The following is a 13,900-nucleotide window of genomic DNA, read 5'->3' as shown; positions in this document are numbered from 1 at the left end:
GGCATCGTCACGCTGACGATGAATGACCCGGACCAATCGGCCAACACGATGAATGCCGCCTATGTGGCCGCGATGACCGCCGCCGTGGACCGGCTGGAGGCGGAGAAGGAGCAGGTCACCGGCGTCATCGTGACCAGCGCGAAGAACACCTTCTTCGCCGGCGGCGACCTGCCGATGATGAGCCAGGCCCGGCCGGAGGACGCGCCCGCGCTGTTCGAGCTGCTCGGCACGATCAAGCGGGACCTGCGGCGGCTGGAGACGTACGGCCGCCCGGTGGTCGCCGCGATCAACGGCGCCGCGCTCGGCGGCGGCTTCGAGATCGCGCTCGCCTGCCACCACCGGATCGCGCTGGACGCCCCGGGCACCCGGCTCGGCTTCCCCGAGGTGACGCTGGGCCTGCTGCCCGGCGCGGGCGGGGTGGTCCGGACGGTCCGGATGCTCGGCATCGCCCCGGCGCTGATGACCTGGCTGCTCACCGGCAAGCGGCTGAAGCCGGCCGCCGCCCTGGAGGCCGGGATGATCGACGAGGTGGTCGGCTCCCCGGAGGAGCTGATCACGCACGCGAAGGCGTGGATCGCCGCCAACCCGGACGCGGCCCAGCCGTGGGACCGGCCCGGCTACAAGATCCCCGGCGGCTCGCCGTCCACCCCGAAGCTCGCCGTGCAGCTGCCCGCCTTCCCGGCCACCCTGCGCAAGCAGCTCAAGGGCAACCGGATGCCGGCTCCGGAGGCGATCCTGGAGACCGCGGTCGAGGGCGCCCAGGTCGACATCGAGACCGCGTTCCAGATCGAGAGCCGGAAGCTGATCACGCTGCTCACCGGGCGGATCGCGAAGAACATGATCGGCGCGTTCTTCTTCGACATGAAGGCGGTTAACGGCGGCGCGGCCCGGCCCGCGGTCGAGGTGCCGGCCGCCACCAGGGTCGCGGTGCTGGGCGCCGGGATGATGGGCGCCGGGATCGCGTACGCGTGCGCCCGGGCCGGCCTGGAGGTCGTGGTCAAGGACGTCACCCCGGAGGCCGCGGCGCGCGCCACGCAGGAGGGCGATCCGGCGGTGCTGGCCCGGATCAAGCCGACCGCCGACGTCGAGGACCTGCGCGGCTGCGACGTGGTGATCGAGGCGGTCTTCGAGGACCCGAAGCTCAAGCATCAGGTCTTCGCCGAGGTGGAGCCGGTGCTGGCGCCCGGCGCGCTGCTCGCCTCGAACACCTCCACACTGCCGATCACCGGCCTGGCCCAGGGGGTCAGCCGGCCGGCCGACTTCATCGGCATGCACTTCTTCTCCCCGGTCGGCAAGATGCCGCTGCTGGAGATCGTGGTCGGCGAGCAGACCGGCGACGCGGCGATCGCCCGCGCCTTCGACCTGGGCCGCACGATCGGCAAGACGCCGATCGTGGTCAACGACGGCCGGGGCTTCTTCACCAGCCGGGTGATCGGCCAGTTCATCAACGAGGCGGTCACCATGGTCGCCGAGGGCGTGCCGGCCGCGTCGGTGGAGCAGGCCGCGCTGCAGGCCGGCTACCCGACCGGGCCGCTCGCGCTGGCCGACGAGGTCACCCTGACGCTGATGGCGAAGATCCACAAGGCGTACCTGGCGGCCGGCGTGAACGCCGGCTACGACAAGGCGCACGCGCTGGTCGCCGCGATGCTGGAGACCCACGACCGGCCGGGCAGGTCGTCCGGTCGCGGTTTCTACGCGTACGAGAACGGCCGCCGTGGCCGGCTCTGGGCGGGTCTGGCGGAGCTGGCCACCGACGAGGGCCGTGCGGTCCCGTTCGCCGACCTGCAGGAGCGGCTGCTGTTCAGCGAGGCGCTGGACGCGTTGCGCTGCCGGGCCGAGGGTGTGCTGCGCACCGACGCGGACGGCAACATCGGCTCGATCCTCGGGATCGGGTTCCCGGCCTGGACCGGCGGGGTGCTCCGCTACGTGGAGCAGCACCCCGACTTCAAGGGCCGGGCCACCGAGCTGGCGGCGCGCTACGGGGAAAGGTTCGCCCCGGCATGACCGCTCTCGCCGGGATCCGGGTCGTCGAGCTGGCCGGGCTGGCGCCCGGCCCGTTCGGCTGCATGGTCCTCGCCGACCTGGGCGCGGACGTGGTGCTGGTGGACCGGCCCGGCGGGACCGGACCGCTCGTTCCGCAGGCCGGTCCGCTGCAGCGCGGCCGCCGCACGGTCACCCTCGACCTCAAGAGTGACGCCGGCCGGGCCGACCTGCTCCGGCTGGTCGCGAAGGCGGACGTGCTGGTCGAGGGCTATCGCCCGGGGGTCGCCGAGCGCCTCGGGTTCGGCCCGGAGCGGTGCGCGGAGCTGAACCCGCGGCTGGTCTACGGCCGGATGACCGGCTGGGGTCAGGACGGCCCGCTGGCCGCGGCGGCCGGGCACGACATCGACTACCTGGCGGTCGCCGGCGCCCTGGAGCCGCTCGGCCGGGCCGGTCAGCCGCCGCACGCGCCGATCAACCTGCTCGCCGACTTCGCCGGCGGCGGCATGCTGCTCGCCGTCGGCGTCCTGGCCGCGCTGGTGGAACGCGAGCGGTCCGGCCGTGGCCAGGTGGTCGACGCCGCGATGGTCGACGGGTCGGCGCTGCTCACCACGTTCCTGCACGGGATGATCGGGGCCGGGCAGTGGCCCGGCGGGCGGGGCGAGAACCTGCTCGACGGCGGGGCGCCGTTCTACGACACGTACCGGACCGCCGACGGTGGTTACGTCGCGGTCGGCGCGCTCGAACCGCAGTTCTACGCGGCGCTGCTCAAGGGGCTCGGGCTGGACGACGACCCGGACCTGCCGGCCCAGTTCGACCGGCGGGCCTGGCCGGAGCTGCGGCGGATCTTCACCGAGCGGTTCCTCAGCCGGGGGCGGGACGAGTGGGCCGAGGTCTTCGACGGGCTGGACGCCTGCGTGAGCCCGGTGCTCAGCCCGGCCGAGGCGCCCGGGCATCCGCACAACCGGGCCCGGGCGGCGTTCGTCGAGGTGGGCGGGCAGATGCAACCGGCGCCGGCGCCCCGCTTCGGGCGTACCCCGGCAGACGTGCCGCAACCGAGCCGGACCGCGACCGTGGCGGACGTCCTGGCCACCTGGTCCTGAGCGGGGGCCGCCCAGCCGGACCGTTTGCCGGACCGACCCGGCTGGGCGGCGTTCGTGGCGCGACGTGGGATCAACGCGCGCGCGGACGATTGGTCGCGCCGATGTCGCGGATCATCAGATGGTGAATCATGCCGCTCGCCGGGTGTGTTTCTCGCGGTACATCGCGGCGTCCGCCTCGGCGGTCAGCGTGTCGAGGCCGGCCGTCCCGCCCACCGGGCGGACCGCCTGGCCGACGCTGACCCCCACGGTCACCTCGCGGCCGTCACCGATCCGGACCGGCCGGCGGATCAGCTCACGGATCCGGTCCGCGACCTGCGCCGCCCGCTCCGGGCCGGCGTCCGGCAGCAGCACCAGGAACTCGTCACCGCCGAGCCGGCCGACCAGGTCGCCGGAGCCGATGACGGCGCTCAGCCGCAGCGCGACCTGATGCAGCAGCTCGTCGCCGGCCGCGTGCCCGTAGGTGTCGTTGACCTGCTTGAACCCGTTCAGGTCGAGGAGCAGCACGGCGAGCCCGTCGCCATCGGAGCGGGCGGCACGCTCGGCGAGCTGGGCCCGGTTCGGCAGGCCGGTCAGCGAGTCGTGGGTAGCCTGGTGCTGCAGTTCCCGGCGGACCTGGTTCAGGGTGGCCAGCTGGCGCGCGAACGCGGTCGACTGGGTGCCGGTGACCAGCGCGACCAGCAGGTTGATCAGGGTGGCGAAGATCGCGTCCCGGGGCTGCGCCGAGCCGGAGCCGAAGCCCACGACCAGGCCGAACCACGCCGAGGTGAAGGCCCAGACCAGCAGCGCGCCACCGAGCCGGTGCCGGATCGCGGCGACCACCACCGGAACCGCCATGATCGGCCAGGTCACCTGACCGGTGTAGCCCTCGGAGAAGGCGACCAGGCCGGCGACCACCACGCTGTCCAGCGCGACCTGACCGGCGCTGTACACGCTGTACCAGCGTCCACCGGGCCGGCGCCAGCCGGCGAGAGCGAGCAGGTTGGCGATCGCCATCGCGACGATCCCGACGTACAGGCTGTGTTCCAGCGGCGCCGGCACCGGACCGGCCGCGGTGACCTGCACCAGGTAGCCGACCGTGGCGAGCCAGCCGAGTCCCCGGCTGACCAGGGCGGAGGCCTCGACCGTCCGGCGACGTGTCAGGAGGGACCCATCCGACGCCACACGCATGGAACCTTCATCGGCAGGCCGGGCCCGGACATGAGAGAAGGGCCGGTCGCGCTCGGCGACCGGCCCTTTCACAGATCTTTTTCGGTACGACCTCAGAACCGGAATCCGGCGACCAGCGCGCGCAGCTCCTCGGCGGTCCGGGAGACCTCCTCGCTCGCCTCGCGGGTCTGGTTGACGCCGCTGACCGTGGCCTGGCTGGCCGACGAGACGTCGTTGATGTTCGCGGCGATCCGGCTGGAACCGGCCGCCACCTCACCGATGCTGCGGCTCATCTCGCCGGTGGTGGCGGTCTGCTCCTCCACCGCCGAGGCGATCGTGGTCTGGAAGTCGTTGATCTGCGCGATCACCTCGGAGATCCGGTTGATCACCTCGACCGCGCCGCTGGTGTCCTGCTGGATCGCGGTGACCCGGGCGCCGATGTCCTCGGTGGCCCGGGCGGTCTCCTGGGCCAGGTCCTTGACCTCGCTGGCGACCACCGCGAAACCCTTGCCGGCGTCGCCGGCCCGGGCCGCCTCGATGGTGGCGTTCAGGGCGAGCAGGTTGGTCTGCTCGGCGATGCTGGTGATCAGCTTGATCACGTTGCCGATCTCGGCGGACGACTCGCCGAGCTTGCGGATGGTCTCGGTGGCCATCGCGGCCTCGGAGACCGCGATCGAGGCGACCTGCGCGGCGTCCGCCGCGTTGCGGGAGATCTCCCGGATCGACAGACCCATCTCCTCGGACCCGGCCGCGACGCTCTGCACGTTGCGGGAGATCTCGTCCGCCTCGGTGGCGGCCGAGCTGCTCTGCCGGTCGGTGTTGTCGACCGCGGAGGCGATCTCGCCGGACACGGCGGCCAGCTCGGTGGACGCGGTGGCCAGGGCGTCCGAGTCCTTGGCGATGGTGACCATCGACTCGCGCAGCTTGTCCAGGGTGCGGTCCAGGCTCTGCGCCATGGTGCCCAGCTCGTCGCGGCTGGTGATGCCGCTGCGCACGGTCAGGTCGCCCTTGTCCAGCGCGTCGATGACCTCACCGATCCGGCGGATCGGCCCCAGGATGGAGCGGACCATCGGGACCGCCATGCCGATCAGCAGGACGAGGCCGACGATCACCACGACAATGGCGATCCAGCGGGTCTGCTCGACCGTCCGGGCGGTCAGCGCCTGCTGGGCTTCGACCCGGGCGGTCACCGCCTCGGTGATCTCGTCCAGCTCGTCGTCGGTCTTGTTGTTCATCTCGGAGATCTCGCCGGTCCGGCCGCGCACCGACTTCGGGTCCGCGACGCCCTCGGCGACGAACTTCGTGATGAAGGTGTTGAAGGCCTCGAAGTCGCCGCTGTAACTGGCGAACTGCTCGATGACCGCCGTCGGCAAGTTGCAGTCGTGCACCGCCTGGGACGCGTCGACCGACGACTGCACGTCGTCCTTGGCATCCCCGTTGACGTCGTCACCCAGTGCTGACCGGAAGGCGTCGACCTTCAACTCGCTCTGCCGGTTGTTCAGGTGGTTGAGAGCCGCCAGGCCACACTGCAACTCACTGGTGCGCAGGCCCTGCTCGGCCACCCGCTCCTGACCGATCAGAGCGATCGCGCCCATACCGCCGAGCGCGACGGCGCCGGTGGCGACGATGATACCCAGCCGCTTGGCTGTGCCGATGTTTTCCAGGCCGAGCATCTTCCCCCCACGGTTAGCTGACTGACCACCAATTCGGCGGTGACCTTCGTCAACTGAGAGAGACGCGGGGCCTTCGGGCGGTTACCGGGTTACTTTCCGGTTGCCGCCCCAGATGTCCGATGTTTGCCCCCCTCGGGGACGGGCGAGCGCGGATGCTCGTACCGGAAAAGCGGGTCCTATCTGTTGATCTTGAAGCGCCAGTCGGCGGGGACCGCGCCGGCCGGGCCCGGCGTCGGCTGCTCCGCCGGGCGGCTGGTCGGGGCGGCCAGCTCGGGACCGTCCAGCACCTGCTCGCTCTGGTAATCCCAGAACCAGTCCTCGCCCGGCTCGAAGGACTGGATCACCGGGTGGCCGGACGCGCGGAAATGGGCGGTGGCGTGCTGCGACGGGGAGGTGTCACAGCAGCCGATGTGCCCGCACTGCGCACACCGTCGCAGGTGGACCCACCAGCCGCCGGCCTCCAGGCACTCCACACAACCGGTGCCGGACGGCGGGACATCGGGCTGAATCGAGGCGCTCACGGGTGAAACCTATCGCACCCCGGCGGCGTGATCGCGATCGTAGGCGGCCTGCGCGGCCCGGACCTGACCGATCTCACCCTCGAGCAGCTCGATCAGCTCCTTCAGCTTGCCGGCCACCCGGATGCCGAGCGGGGTCAAGCTGTACTCCACCCGCGGCGGGATGGTGGCCTGCACCTCGCGCACCACCAGGCCGTCGCGCTCCAGCGCCTGCAGGGTCTGGGCCAGCATCTTCTCGCTGACGCCGTCGACCCGGCGGCGCAGCGCGTTGAACCGGTAGCTGCCGTCGTGCAGCGCGGCCAGGGCGAGACCGCCCCACTTGCCGGTGACGTCGGCCATCACGTGCCGGGAGGCGCAGTCCCGAGCGAAGACGCTGGGGATCAGGTCGTCGGCGGGATCAGTCATGGATCACATCGTACCCTCCTGCAGTTGGCACTTTCGAAAAGTTAGTGCATTCTTCAACGCAGCACTTCCCACCGAATCTCGTAGGAGTTCGCCATGACCACCATCGCTGTCACCGGCGCCACCGGGCACCTCGGCCGTCTCGCCATCGACGCGCTGCTCCGCCGGGGCGTCGAGCCCGGCTCGATCGTCGCCGCGGTGCGCACCCCGGAGAAGGCGGCCGGGCTGCTCGCCCGCGGCGTGCAGGTGCGCGAGGCCGACTTCGACCGGCCGGAAACCCTGACCGCCGCCTTCACCGGCGTCGACCGGGTCCTGCTGGTCTCCACCAACGCGGTCGGCAACCGGGTCGCGCAGCACGTCGCCGCGATCCAGGCGGCCAAGGCGGCCGGGGTCGGCTTCGTGGCCTACACCAGCGTGCTGCGCGCCGACACCACGCCGATCGTGCTGGCCGCCGACCACAAGGCGACCGAGGAGGCGCTCGCCGCGTCCGGGCTGGCTTACTCGTTCCTGCGCAACGGCTGGTACATCGAGAACTACACCGCGCAGATCCCGACGGTACGGGCGACCGGCGCCTACCTGGGCAGCGCCGGTGACGGGCGGATCGCCGGCGCTACCCGGGCCGACTACGCCGAGGCGGCGGCCGCGGTGCTCACCACCGGGAACCCCAAGACGGTGTACGAGCTGGGCGGGGACTCGCCGTTCACGATGGCCGAGCTGGCCGCCGAGGTGAGCCGGCAGGCCGGGGTGGAGATCGGCTACACCGACGTGCCGGCCGAGAAGCTCGTCGAGATCCTCAGCGGGGCGGGGGTGCCGGAAGGGTTCGCGGCGGTGCTGGCCGACACCGACGTGCACGTGCGGGAGCACGGGGCGCTGGACAACCCGGGCAGCGACCTGCGGGACCTGATCGGGCGGCCGACGACGCCGCTCGCCGTGGCGGTGGCGGACGCGCTGAAGGGCTGATCCTCGGGGTGGGTGGGGGCCGGCGGGCGGGGGTTCGGTGCTTGCCGGCTCGGTGGCTGGCTGTTCAGCGCTCGCTCAACGCCCGCCCCGCTCAACGCTCGCACGCTCAACGCCGGTCCGCTCAGCGCTCGCTCAACGCGGCCTGCTCAACGCCGGTCCGCTCAACGCTGGCCGCTCAACGCCCACCCGCTCAGTGCCCGCCCTCCCAGGGGGACCCCCGCTGATCAGTGTGGGCGAGAGCGCGGCGAGTCGCCGGGCCGCCTGTGGACAGAAGTCCGCTGTGGACAACCCGCCGCCGCGCGGACCGGCGCGAAACGACTGGTCAGGCAGGCTCGGTGACGTCGGCGAAGGTGCCGTTCAGCGCGGCCACCGCCGCGTCGGCGGGGACCCGGAGGGCGACACCCCGCTCCCCCGCGCCCAGGCTGATCGTGCGGCCCGCGGTGCGCTCGTCGGCGATCACCGGCCAGGCCGTCGTCGCGCCGAACGGGGTGATGGTGCCGCGTTCGTAGCCGGTCGCCGCCTTGGCGGTGCCGGCGTCCGGCATCGACAGCCGGTTGACGCCGAGCAGGGCACGCAGTTTCGGCCAGGAGATCGAGCGGTCGCCGGGGACCAGGACGAACAGGTAGTCGTCCGGGCCGCGGCGGACCACCAGCGTTTTCACCAGGTCGCGCAGCTCGACGCCCTGGCTGGCGGCGGCCTCGGCGACGCTGCTGACCGGGCCGTGCCGGACGATCTCGTGGCTGATCCCGGACTCGGTCACGGCTGCGATGGCGGCGCTGGTCACCCGATCACCCTAGCGCCTGTTTCGGAGGCCGACCGGGGCTGCGGCGTGGCCAGGAGCGCGCCTGGCAGCGTCCCCGGATCGCCCCCATACAACCCCGGTATGCGGGCGATCCGGGGCCGTTGCCAGCCACCCTCCTGACCTCGCCTCGCACTCGGCCGGCCTCCGAAACAGGCGCTAGTAGTTTGGAAACGGTCCAAGGCAGGAAGGGAACCCGATGACAGACCGGCCAAGGAAAGAGCCCGGACCGGACCATCCGATCACCGTCACGCCGACCGGCGAGCGGGTGGTGGTGACCGTCGCCGGCCAGGTGGTGGCGGACACCACGAGGGCGTTGAGCCTGCGCGAGGCGACGTACCCGGCGGTGCAGTACGTGCCGCTCGCCGACGTCGACCGGTCGCTGCTGGAGCGCACCGGGACGCGGACCTACTGTCCGTACAAGGGCGAGGCCAGCTACTACTCGATCACGGTCGGCGGCGACCGGTCCGTGGACGCGATCTGGGAGTACCAGGCGCCGTACGACGCGGTTGCCGAGATCAAGGAGCACGTCGCGTTCTACCCGGACCGGGTGGACGCGATCACGATCGGCTGAGGAGAAAGGGACGCCGGGGAGTCAGCCGGCGCGCAGGGCGCTGCGGACCGCTGCCAGCTGGTAGCGGTCCGCGTCGTACGGCGTGTAGAGCGAGATCCGGTCGATCGTCGTGCCGAACCGGGCGGTGAGCCCGGCCGCGACCGTCGCCGGGTCGCCGGCCACCGCGAAGGCGTCCAGCACGTCGTCGGTGATCTCGGCGGCCATCGCCGCCCAGTCCTGGCGCCGGGACAGGACGTTGAGCCGGTCGGCCAGGTCACCCCAGCCGTGCACGTCGAGCACCGGGCGGTAGGACGGGGTGGACGCGTAGAAGGCGATCTGCCCGCGCACCGCCCGCTCGGCCCGGGCCCGCTGGGCCTCGTCGGCGCCGAGCACCACCATCGCGGCCATCGCTGACGCCGCGGGCGTCTCGGTGCCGACCGTCTCCCGGGTGCTCAACGGACGCTCCGACGTCTCCCCGCAGACCCGTGAGCTGATCGAGCGGCTGCTCCGCGAGCACGACTACCGGCCCCGCAACTCTCGGCACTCCGGCCGGGCTCGGCTGATCGACCTGGTCTTCAACGACCTGGACAGCCCGTGGGCGCTGGAACTGGTGCGCGGCGTGGAGGACGTGACCCACGCGGCCGGGGTCGGCACCGTGGTCTCCCAGGTGCACCGGCGGACCACCGCCACCCGCCAGTGGCTGCAGAATCTGCGGGCCCGCGCCTCCGACGGCGTGGTCTTCGTGACCTCCGACGTGGCCGAGCCGGTGCACACCGAGCTGCACCGGCTGCGCGTCCCAGTGGTGATCATCGATCCGGCCGGTGGCGCCGCGACCGACGTGCCGACCATCGGCGCGACCAACTGGTCGGGCGGCCGCACGGCCACCGATCACCTGATCAGCCTCGGTCACCGGCGGATCGGGTTCATCGCCGGGCCGAAGGATCTGCTGTGCAGCCGCGCCCGTCTGGACGGTTTCCGGGCGGCGATGGAGGCGGCCGGCGTGCCGGTCGACCCGGGCCTGATGGAGCAGGGCGACTTCCGCAACGAGTCGGGCTACCAGGCCGGTGGGCGGCTGCTGGACCGGCCGGACCGGCCGACCGCGATCTTCGCCTCCAGCGACCAGATGGCGCTCGGCGTCTACGAGGCGGCCCGCCGCCGCGGCCTGCGCGTGCCGGACGACCTGAGCGTGATCGGTTTCGACGACCTGCCGGACGCCTGCTGGTCCTCGCCGCCGCTGACCACGATCCGTCAGCCGCTGGCGGAGATGGGGGCGCTCGCCGCGCGGACAGTCCTGCGACTGTCGCGCGGCGAGACCATCGAGACCCCCCGGGTGGAGCTGGTCACCAAGCTGATCGTGCGGGAGAGCACGAAGTCACTTGCCGAAACCCGCGGTCAGACCACTGAGTAGCTGACGGCGGCCGACCACGTAGAGGACCAGGATCGGCAGCGTGGTCAGCACGACGGAAGCCAGCACCGCCGGGATGTTGATGTTGTACTGGCCCTGGAACGCGGTGAGCGCCAGCGGCAGGACGCGCTTGTCCGGGTTCTGGGTCAGGATCAGCGGCAGGAGGAAGCCGTTCCACACCTGCAGACCCTGGTAGATCGTGACGGTCACCAGCGCCGGGCGGGTCAGCGGCAGCGCCAGCCGCCAGAGCGTGCCCCACTCGGTGGCGCCGTCGATGCGCATGGACTCGAACAGCTCCTTCGGGATGTCCCGGATGAAGTTCGAGAGCACCAGCACCGAGAGCGGGATCGCGAACGCGATCGACGGCAGGATGATCGCGCCCAGCGTGTCGTACATCTGGAGCTTGATGATGATCAGGTAGACCGGGATGATCACCGCCTGCAGCGGGATGGCGAGACCCATCAGGAACACCCCGTTGACCGTCCGCAGGAACCGGCTCACCGAGCTGCCCCGGACGATCGCGTAGGCCGCCATGAACGACGCCACGATGGCCGGGGCCACCGCGCCGACCGTGACGATCACGCTGTTGAAGAAGTACCGGACGAAGTCGTGCTCCAGCACGAACCGGTAGTTCTCCAGCGACGGGTTGGCCGGCGGGACCAGCGGGTTGGTGGAGTAGTAGTCGGCCTGCAGCTTGAAGCTGGTGATCACGATCCAGTAGATCGGGATGATCACCACGCCGAGCCAGAGCCAGCCGGCCAGGCCACCGAACCAGTTGTACTGCAGCAACTTGGGCCGCCGGCTGGTGGGCGGTGGCGCCACGTGGGCCGCCTTGCCGGACTTCCGATGGTCGAGGGTCGTCGTCATCTCAGGCTCCTTCCAGCTGGCTCTCGGTCGCATCCCGGCCACCGAGGCGGCGCAGCAGCAGGGCCAGGCCCAGGCCGAGCAGCACCAGGATGACGGCGATGACGCTGGCCGGGCCCATCAGGGTGGCCTTGAAGCCGCGCTGGTACATGTCGACCGCGAGCGCCCGGGTGGCGTCGCCGGGACCACCGGCGGTGAGCACCCAGATCAGGTCGAAGAAGGTCAGTGAGCCGACCACCATCAGCGTCGACGATGTGATGATCGTGTACTTCAGCTGCGGCAGCGTGATGCTGAAGAACTTGCGGACGCGGCCGGCGCCGTCGATCTCGGCCGCCTCGTACATCGAGGCCGGGATCTGCCGGACGCCGCCCTGGTAGATCAGCGAGTGGAACGGGATCCACTGCCAGGACACCACGAAGATGACCACGCCGACCGCGAGCGTGCTGTCGCCCAGCCAGTCCTGCTGCAGGAACTCCAGGCCGAGACCGGCGCCGAGACCGAAGTTCGGGTCCAGCAGCATCTTGTAGGTGATCGAGATGGCCACCTGGCTGAGCAGCAGCGGGACGAAGAAGAGCACCGCGAGCACGCTGCGGTACCGCGCATGCTTGGCGATGAAGACCCCGAGCAGGATCGAGATCGGCGTCTGCGCGAGCCAGGAGAGCGCCATGATCAGGAAGGTCACCCAGAGGGCGTGCGGCAGGCCGGGGTCGGACAGCACCGACTTCCAGCTCTCCAGCCCGCTCATCGGGATGGTCTCGCTGAGCCCGTTCCACGACGAGAAGCTCAGGTAGAGCACGCCGAAGAGCGGGATGACACCGAAGATCGTGAAGGCGATCAGGGCCGGCCAGGCCATCCAGGAGACGGAACCGCTCCCCCCACCGCGCGCGGCGGTGGAGGGAGCGGTCCGCACTACAGGCGGTGCGATCGTCATTTGCCGATAACCGCGTTCATGTTGGTGGCGAACTCCTGCGGAGTGACCTTCAGCTGGAACAGCTTGGCGATGTTCTCCAGCAGCGTCTCCGCGGCCGTCGGGCTCAGCGCCTGGTCCCAGGACTGACCGAAGTTGTTCGCCTTGCTGGACACGTCGTAGATGAAGTTGAGGAAGTCCTTGTCCGGGGAGTTCGCCAGCTTCGCGTTCGAGCCCTGGACGATCGGGACACCGCCGGACTCGATCCAGCCCTGCTGCTCGGCGTCGTCGAGCATGGTCTTGAAGAACGCCTTCGCGGTCTCCTTCTGCTTGTCCGACGCCTTCGAGTAGATCGAGAGGTACTGACCGGCGTTGCCGTAGGCGTTGGTCGGGTCGCCCTTGCCACCGTCGACCGCCGGGAAGCTGGCGTAGCCCAGCTTGCCGTCCTTGATGAACGAGCCACCCTCGGCCTTGATGATGCCGTACGACCAGGAGCCGTGCAGCTCCATGGCCGCCTTGCCGCGGTAGAGCAGCGCCTGGTCGGCGTTGGAGTCGGCGGTGACCGACGCGAAGCCCTTGATGAAGCCGTTCGCCTTGACCAGGTCCTGGACCTTGGTGAGCGCGTCGATCGCGGCCGGGTTGCTCCAGGCGTCCTTCTGGCCGTTGTAGGCGTTGCCGAAGACCTCGGGGCCGCCGATCCGGTCGAAGAGGAGCTCGAGCCACATCATGTTGGTCCAGCGCGACTGGCCGGCCAGCGAGAACGGCGCGATGCCCTTGGCGTTGAACTTCGGGACCTGCTCCATCAGCTCGGCCCAGGTCTGCGGCGGGGCCGACACGCCGGCCTTCTCGAAGGCCTCCTTGTTGTACAGCATGACGATCGGCTGCACGGTCTCGGCCGGCATCGCGTAGATCTTGCCGTCGATGGTGGCCGGGCCGAAGGACGCCTTGAACAGCCGGTCCTTGACCGCGGAGTTCTGCGCGAACCAATCGGTCAGGTCGTCGACCTGGCCGGCCTCGACGTAGCTCTTCAGGCCGCCGCCGCCCCAGCCCCAGATGATGCTCGGGGCCTGGCCCGCGCCGAGCGCGGTCTTCAGCTTGTCCTTGTAGGTGTCGTTCTGGAACGTGGTGACCTTGATGGTGCCGTTGCCGGTCTTGTTGAAGCGGTCCACCGCGCCCTGCCGGATCGGCTCTCCGGGCGGGCCGCTGAGGAACCAGTAGCTGGCGGCGTCGGCGCCGCCGGAGCCGCTGCCGCTGCTGGTGTCGGACGGGCCGGAGCTGCCGCACGCGGCGAGACCGGTGGCCGCGGCAGCACCCGCGGTGAGACTCAGAAAGTTCCTGCGCTTCACGCTGTTCTCCGTAGTCGAAGCAAGCCGCGGCGAGCCGCGGAGGGGTGATAAAGCGATGGCGACGGCGGTCACTTAGTTCCGGAACTTTCGAGTGACAGCCGCAAATTAACGCGAGGTTTCGTTAACGTAGGGTTTCGCTGTGACGAGTGTCAAGGCCCTTGCCCGAACCGTGCCCTGAGCGCCAGAGTAGGCACCCTCGGCAGGCACATTCGTTACGCCGCCGTGCTTGTCACGGCACCCGAAA

At 70.8% G+C, this 13,900-nt stretch carries 14 protein-coding genes; 5 read left to right on the top strand and 9 right to left on the bottom strand.

Going from position 1 to position 13,900, the window contains the following annotated elements; all coding sequences use genetic code 11:
• Window positions 1-18 precede the first annotated feature (18 nt).
• Both BJY16_RS20795 and BJY16_RS20790 read left to right on the top strand, forming a co-directional pair.
• Window positions 19-2,004, top strand: a complete 1,986-nt coding sequence (locus BJY16_RS20795) for a 3-hydroxyacyl-CoA dehydrogenase NAD-binding domain-containing protein (protein ID WP_221502878.1) — start codon at window positions 19-21, stop codon at window positions 2,002-2,004.
• A complete protein-coding gene (locus BJY16_RS20790; RefSeq protein WP_185041254.1) occupies window positions 2,001-3,083 on the top strand; it encodes a CaiB/BaiF CoA transferase family protein in 1,083 nt (360 codons plus the stop codon). The genes BJY16_RS20795 and BJY16_RS20790 overlap by 4 nt, the downstream gene beginning before the upstream one ends.
• Before the next feature lie 126 nt (window positions 3,084-3,209).
• On the opposite strand, the gene BJY16_RS20785 is transcribed toward BJY16_RS20790, so the two are convergent.
• From BJY16_RS20785 to BJY16_RS20770, 4 genes are all read right to left on the bottom strand, one after another.
• Entirely contained in the window at window positions 3,210-4,250 is a 1,041-nt protein-coding gene (locus BJY16_RS20785; RefSeq protein ID WP_185041253.1) for a GGDEF domain-containing protein, read from the bottom strand.
• 92 nt (window positions 4,251-4,342) lie between these two features.
• Entirely contained in the window at window positions 4,343-5,902 is a 1,560-nt protein-coding gene (locus BJY16_RS20780; RefSeq protein WP_185041252.1) for a methyl-accepting chemotaxis protein, read from the bottom strand.
• Window positions 5,903-6,078: 176 nt separating this feature from the next.
• A complete protein-coding gene (locus BJY16_RS48475; protein ID WP_185041251.1) occupies window positions 6,079-6,423 on the bottom strand; it encodes a UBP-type zinc finger domain-containing protein in 345 nt (114 codons plus the stop codon).
• Between the two features lie 9 nt (window positions 6,424-6,432).
• Window positions 6,433-6,825 carry a winged helix-turn-helix transcriptional regulator gene (locus BJY16_RS20770; RefSeq protein ID WP_185041250.1) on the bottom strand — a complete coding sequence of 131 codons (393 nt, stop codon included), beginning with the start codon at window positions 6,823-6,825 and terminating at the stop codon, window positions 6,433-6,435.
• 93 nt (window positions 6,826-6,918) lie between these two features.
• Between BJY16_RS20770 and BJY16_RS20765 the strand changes: the two genes are divergently transcribed.
• Window positions 6,919-7,782, top strand: coding sequence for an SDR family oxidoreductase (locus BJY16_RS20765; RefSeq protein ID WP_185041249.1), 864 nt, complete (start codon window positions 6,919-6,921; stop codon window positions 7,780-7,782).
• Between the two features lie 322 nt (window positions 7,783-8,104).
• Here the strand turns inward: BJY16_RS20765 and BJY16_RS20760 are convergent, their stop codons facing one another.
• The gene (locus BJY16_RS20760) at window positions 8,105-8,566 is read right to left on the bottom strand and encodes an aminoacyl-tRNA deacylase (protein ID WP_185041248.1); all 462 of its coding nucleotides are present in this window, start codon (window positions 8,564-8,566) and stop codon (window positions 8,105-8,107) included.
• Window positions 8,567-8,780: 214 nt separating this feature from the next.
• Here BJY16_RS20760 and BJY16_RS20755 point away from each other — a divergent pair, with 214 nt between their 5' ends.
• Window positions 8,781-9,155 carry a DUF427 domain-containing protein gene (locus tag BJY16_RS20755; RefSeq protein WP_185041247.1) on the top strand — a complete coding sequence of 125 codons (375 nt, stop codon included), beginning with the start codon at window positions 8,781-8,783 and terminating at the stop codon, window positions 9,153-9,155.
• A 21-nt stretch (window positions 9,156-9,176) separates the two neighbouring features.
• Here BJY16_RS20755 and BJY16_RS20750 read toward each other — a convergent pair whose 3' ends face one another.
• Window positions 9,177-9,590 carry an LLM class flavin-dependent oxidoreductase gene (locus BJY16_RS20750; protein ID WP_311775319.1) on the bottom strand — a complete coding sequence of 138 codons (414 nt, stop codon included), beginning with the start codon at window positions 9,588-9,590 and terminating at the stop codon, window positions 9,177-9,179.
• On the opposite strand from BJY16_RS20750, the gene BJY16_RS20745 reads away from it, so the two are divergent.
• A complete protein-coding gene (locus BJY16_RS20745) occupies window positions 9,583-10,542 on the top strand; it encodes a LacI family DNA-binding transcriptional regulator (RefSeq protein ID WP_311775318.1) in 960 nt (319 codons plus the stop codon). The two genes, BJY16_RS20750 and BJY16_RS20745, sit on opposite strands and share 8 nt — an antisense overlap.
• Here the strand turns inward: BJY16_RS20745 and BJY16_RS20740 are convergent.
• The 3 genes from BJY16_RS20740 to BJY16_RS20730 all read right to left on the bottom strand — a co-directional run bounded on the left by BJY16_RS20740 (window position 10,507) and on the right by BJY16_RS20730 (window position 13,656).
• Entirely contained in the window at window positions 10,507-11,406 is a 900-nt protein-coding gene (locus tag BJY16_RS20740; RefSeq protein ID WP_185041246.1) for a carbohydrate ABC transporter permease, read from the bottom strand. The genes BJY16_RS20745 and BJY16_RS20740 overlap by 36 nt on opposite strands.
• A 1-nt stretch (window position 11,407) precedes the next feature.
• Window positions 11,408-12,256: a carbohydrate ABC transporter permease gene (locus tag BJY16_RS20735; RefSeq protein ID WP_239178030.1), complete on the bottom strand. Its 849-nt coding sequence runs from the start codon at window positions 12,254-12,256 to the stop codon at window positions 11,408-11,410.
• Between the two features lie 74 nt (window positions 12,257-12,330).
• Window positions 12,331-13,656: an extracellular solute-binding protein gene (locus tag BJY16_RS20730; protein ID WP_239178031.1), complete on the bottom strand. Its 1,326-nt coding sequence runs from the start codon at window positions 13,654-13,656 to the stop codon at window positions 12,331-12,333.
• Between the last annotated feature and the right edge of the window lie 244 nt (window positions 13,657-13,900).

The sequence above is a fragment of the Actinoplanes octamycinicus genome, assembly GCF_014205225.1.
GTDB lineage: Bacteria > Actinomycetota > Actinomycetes > Mycobacteriales > Micromonosporaceae > Actinoplanes > Actinoplanes octamycinicus.
Note: the sequence above shows the minus strand (reverse complement) of the source record. Positions and strands in the feature narration are given on the sequence as shown.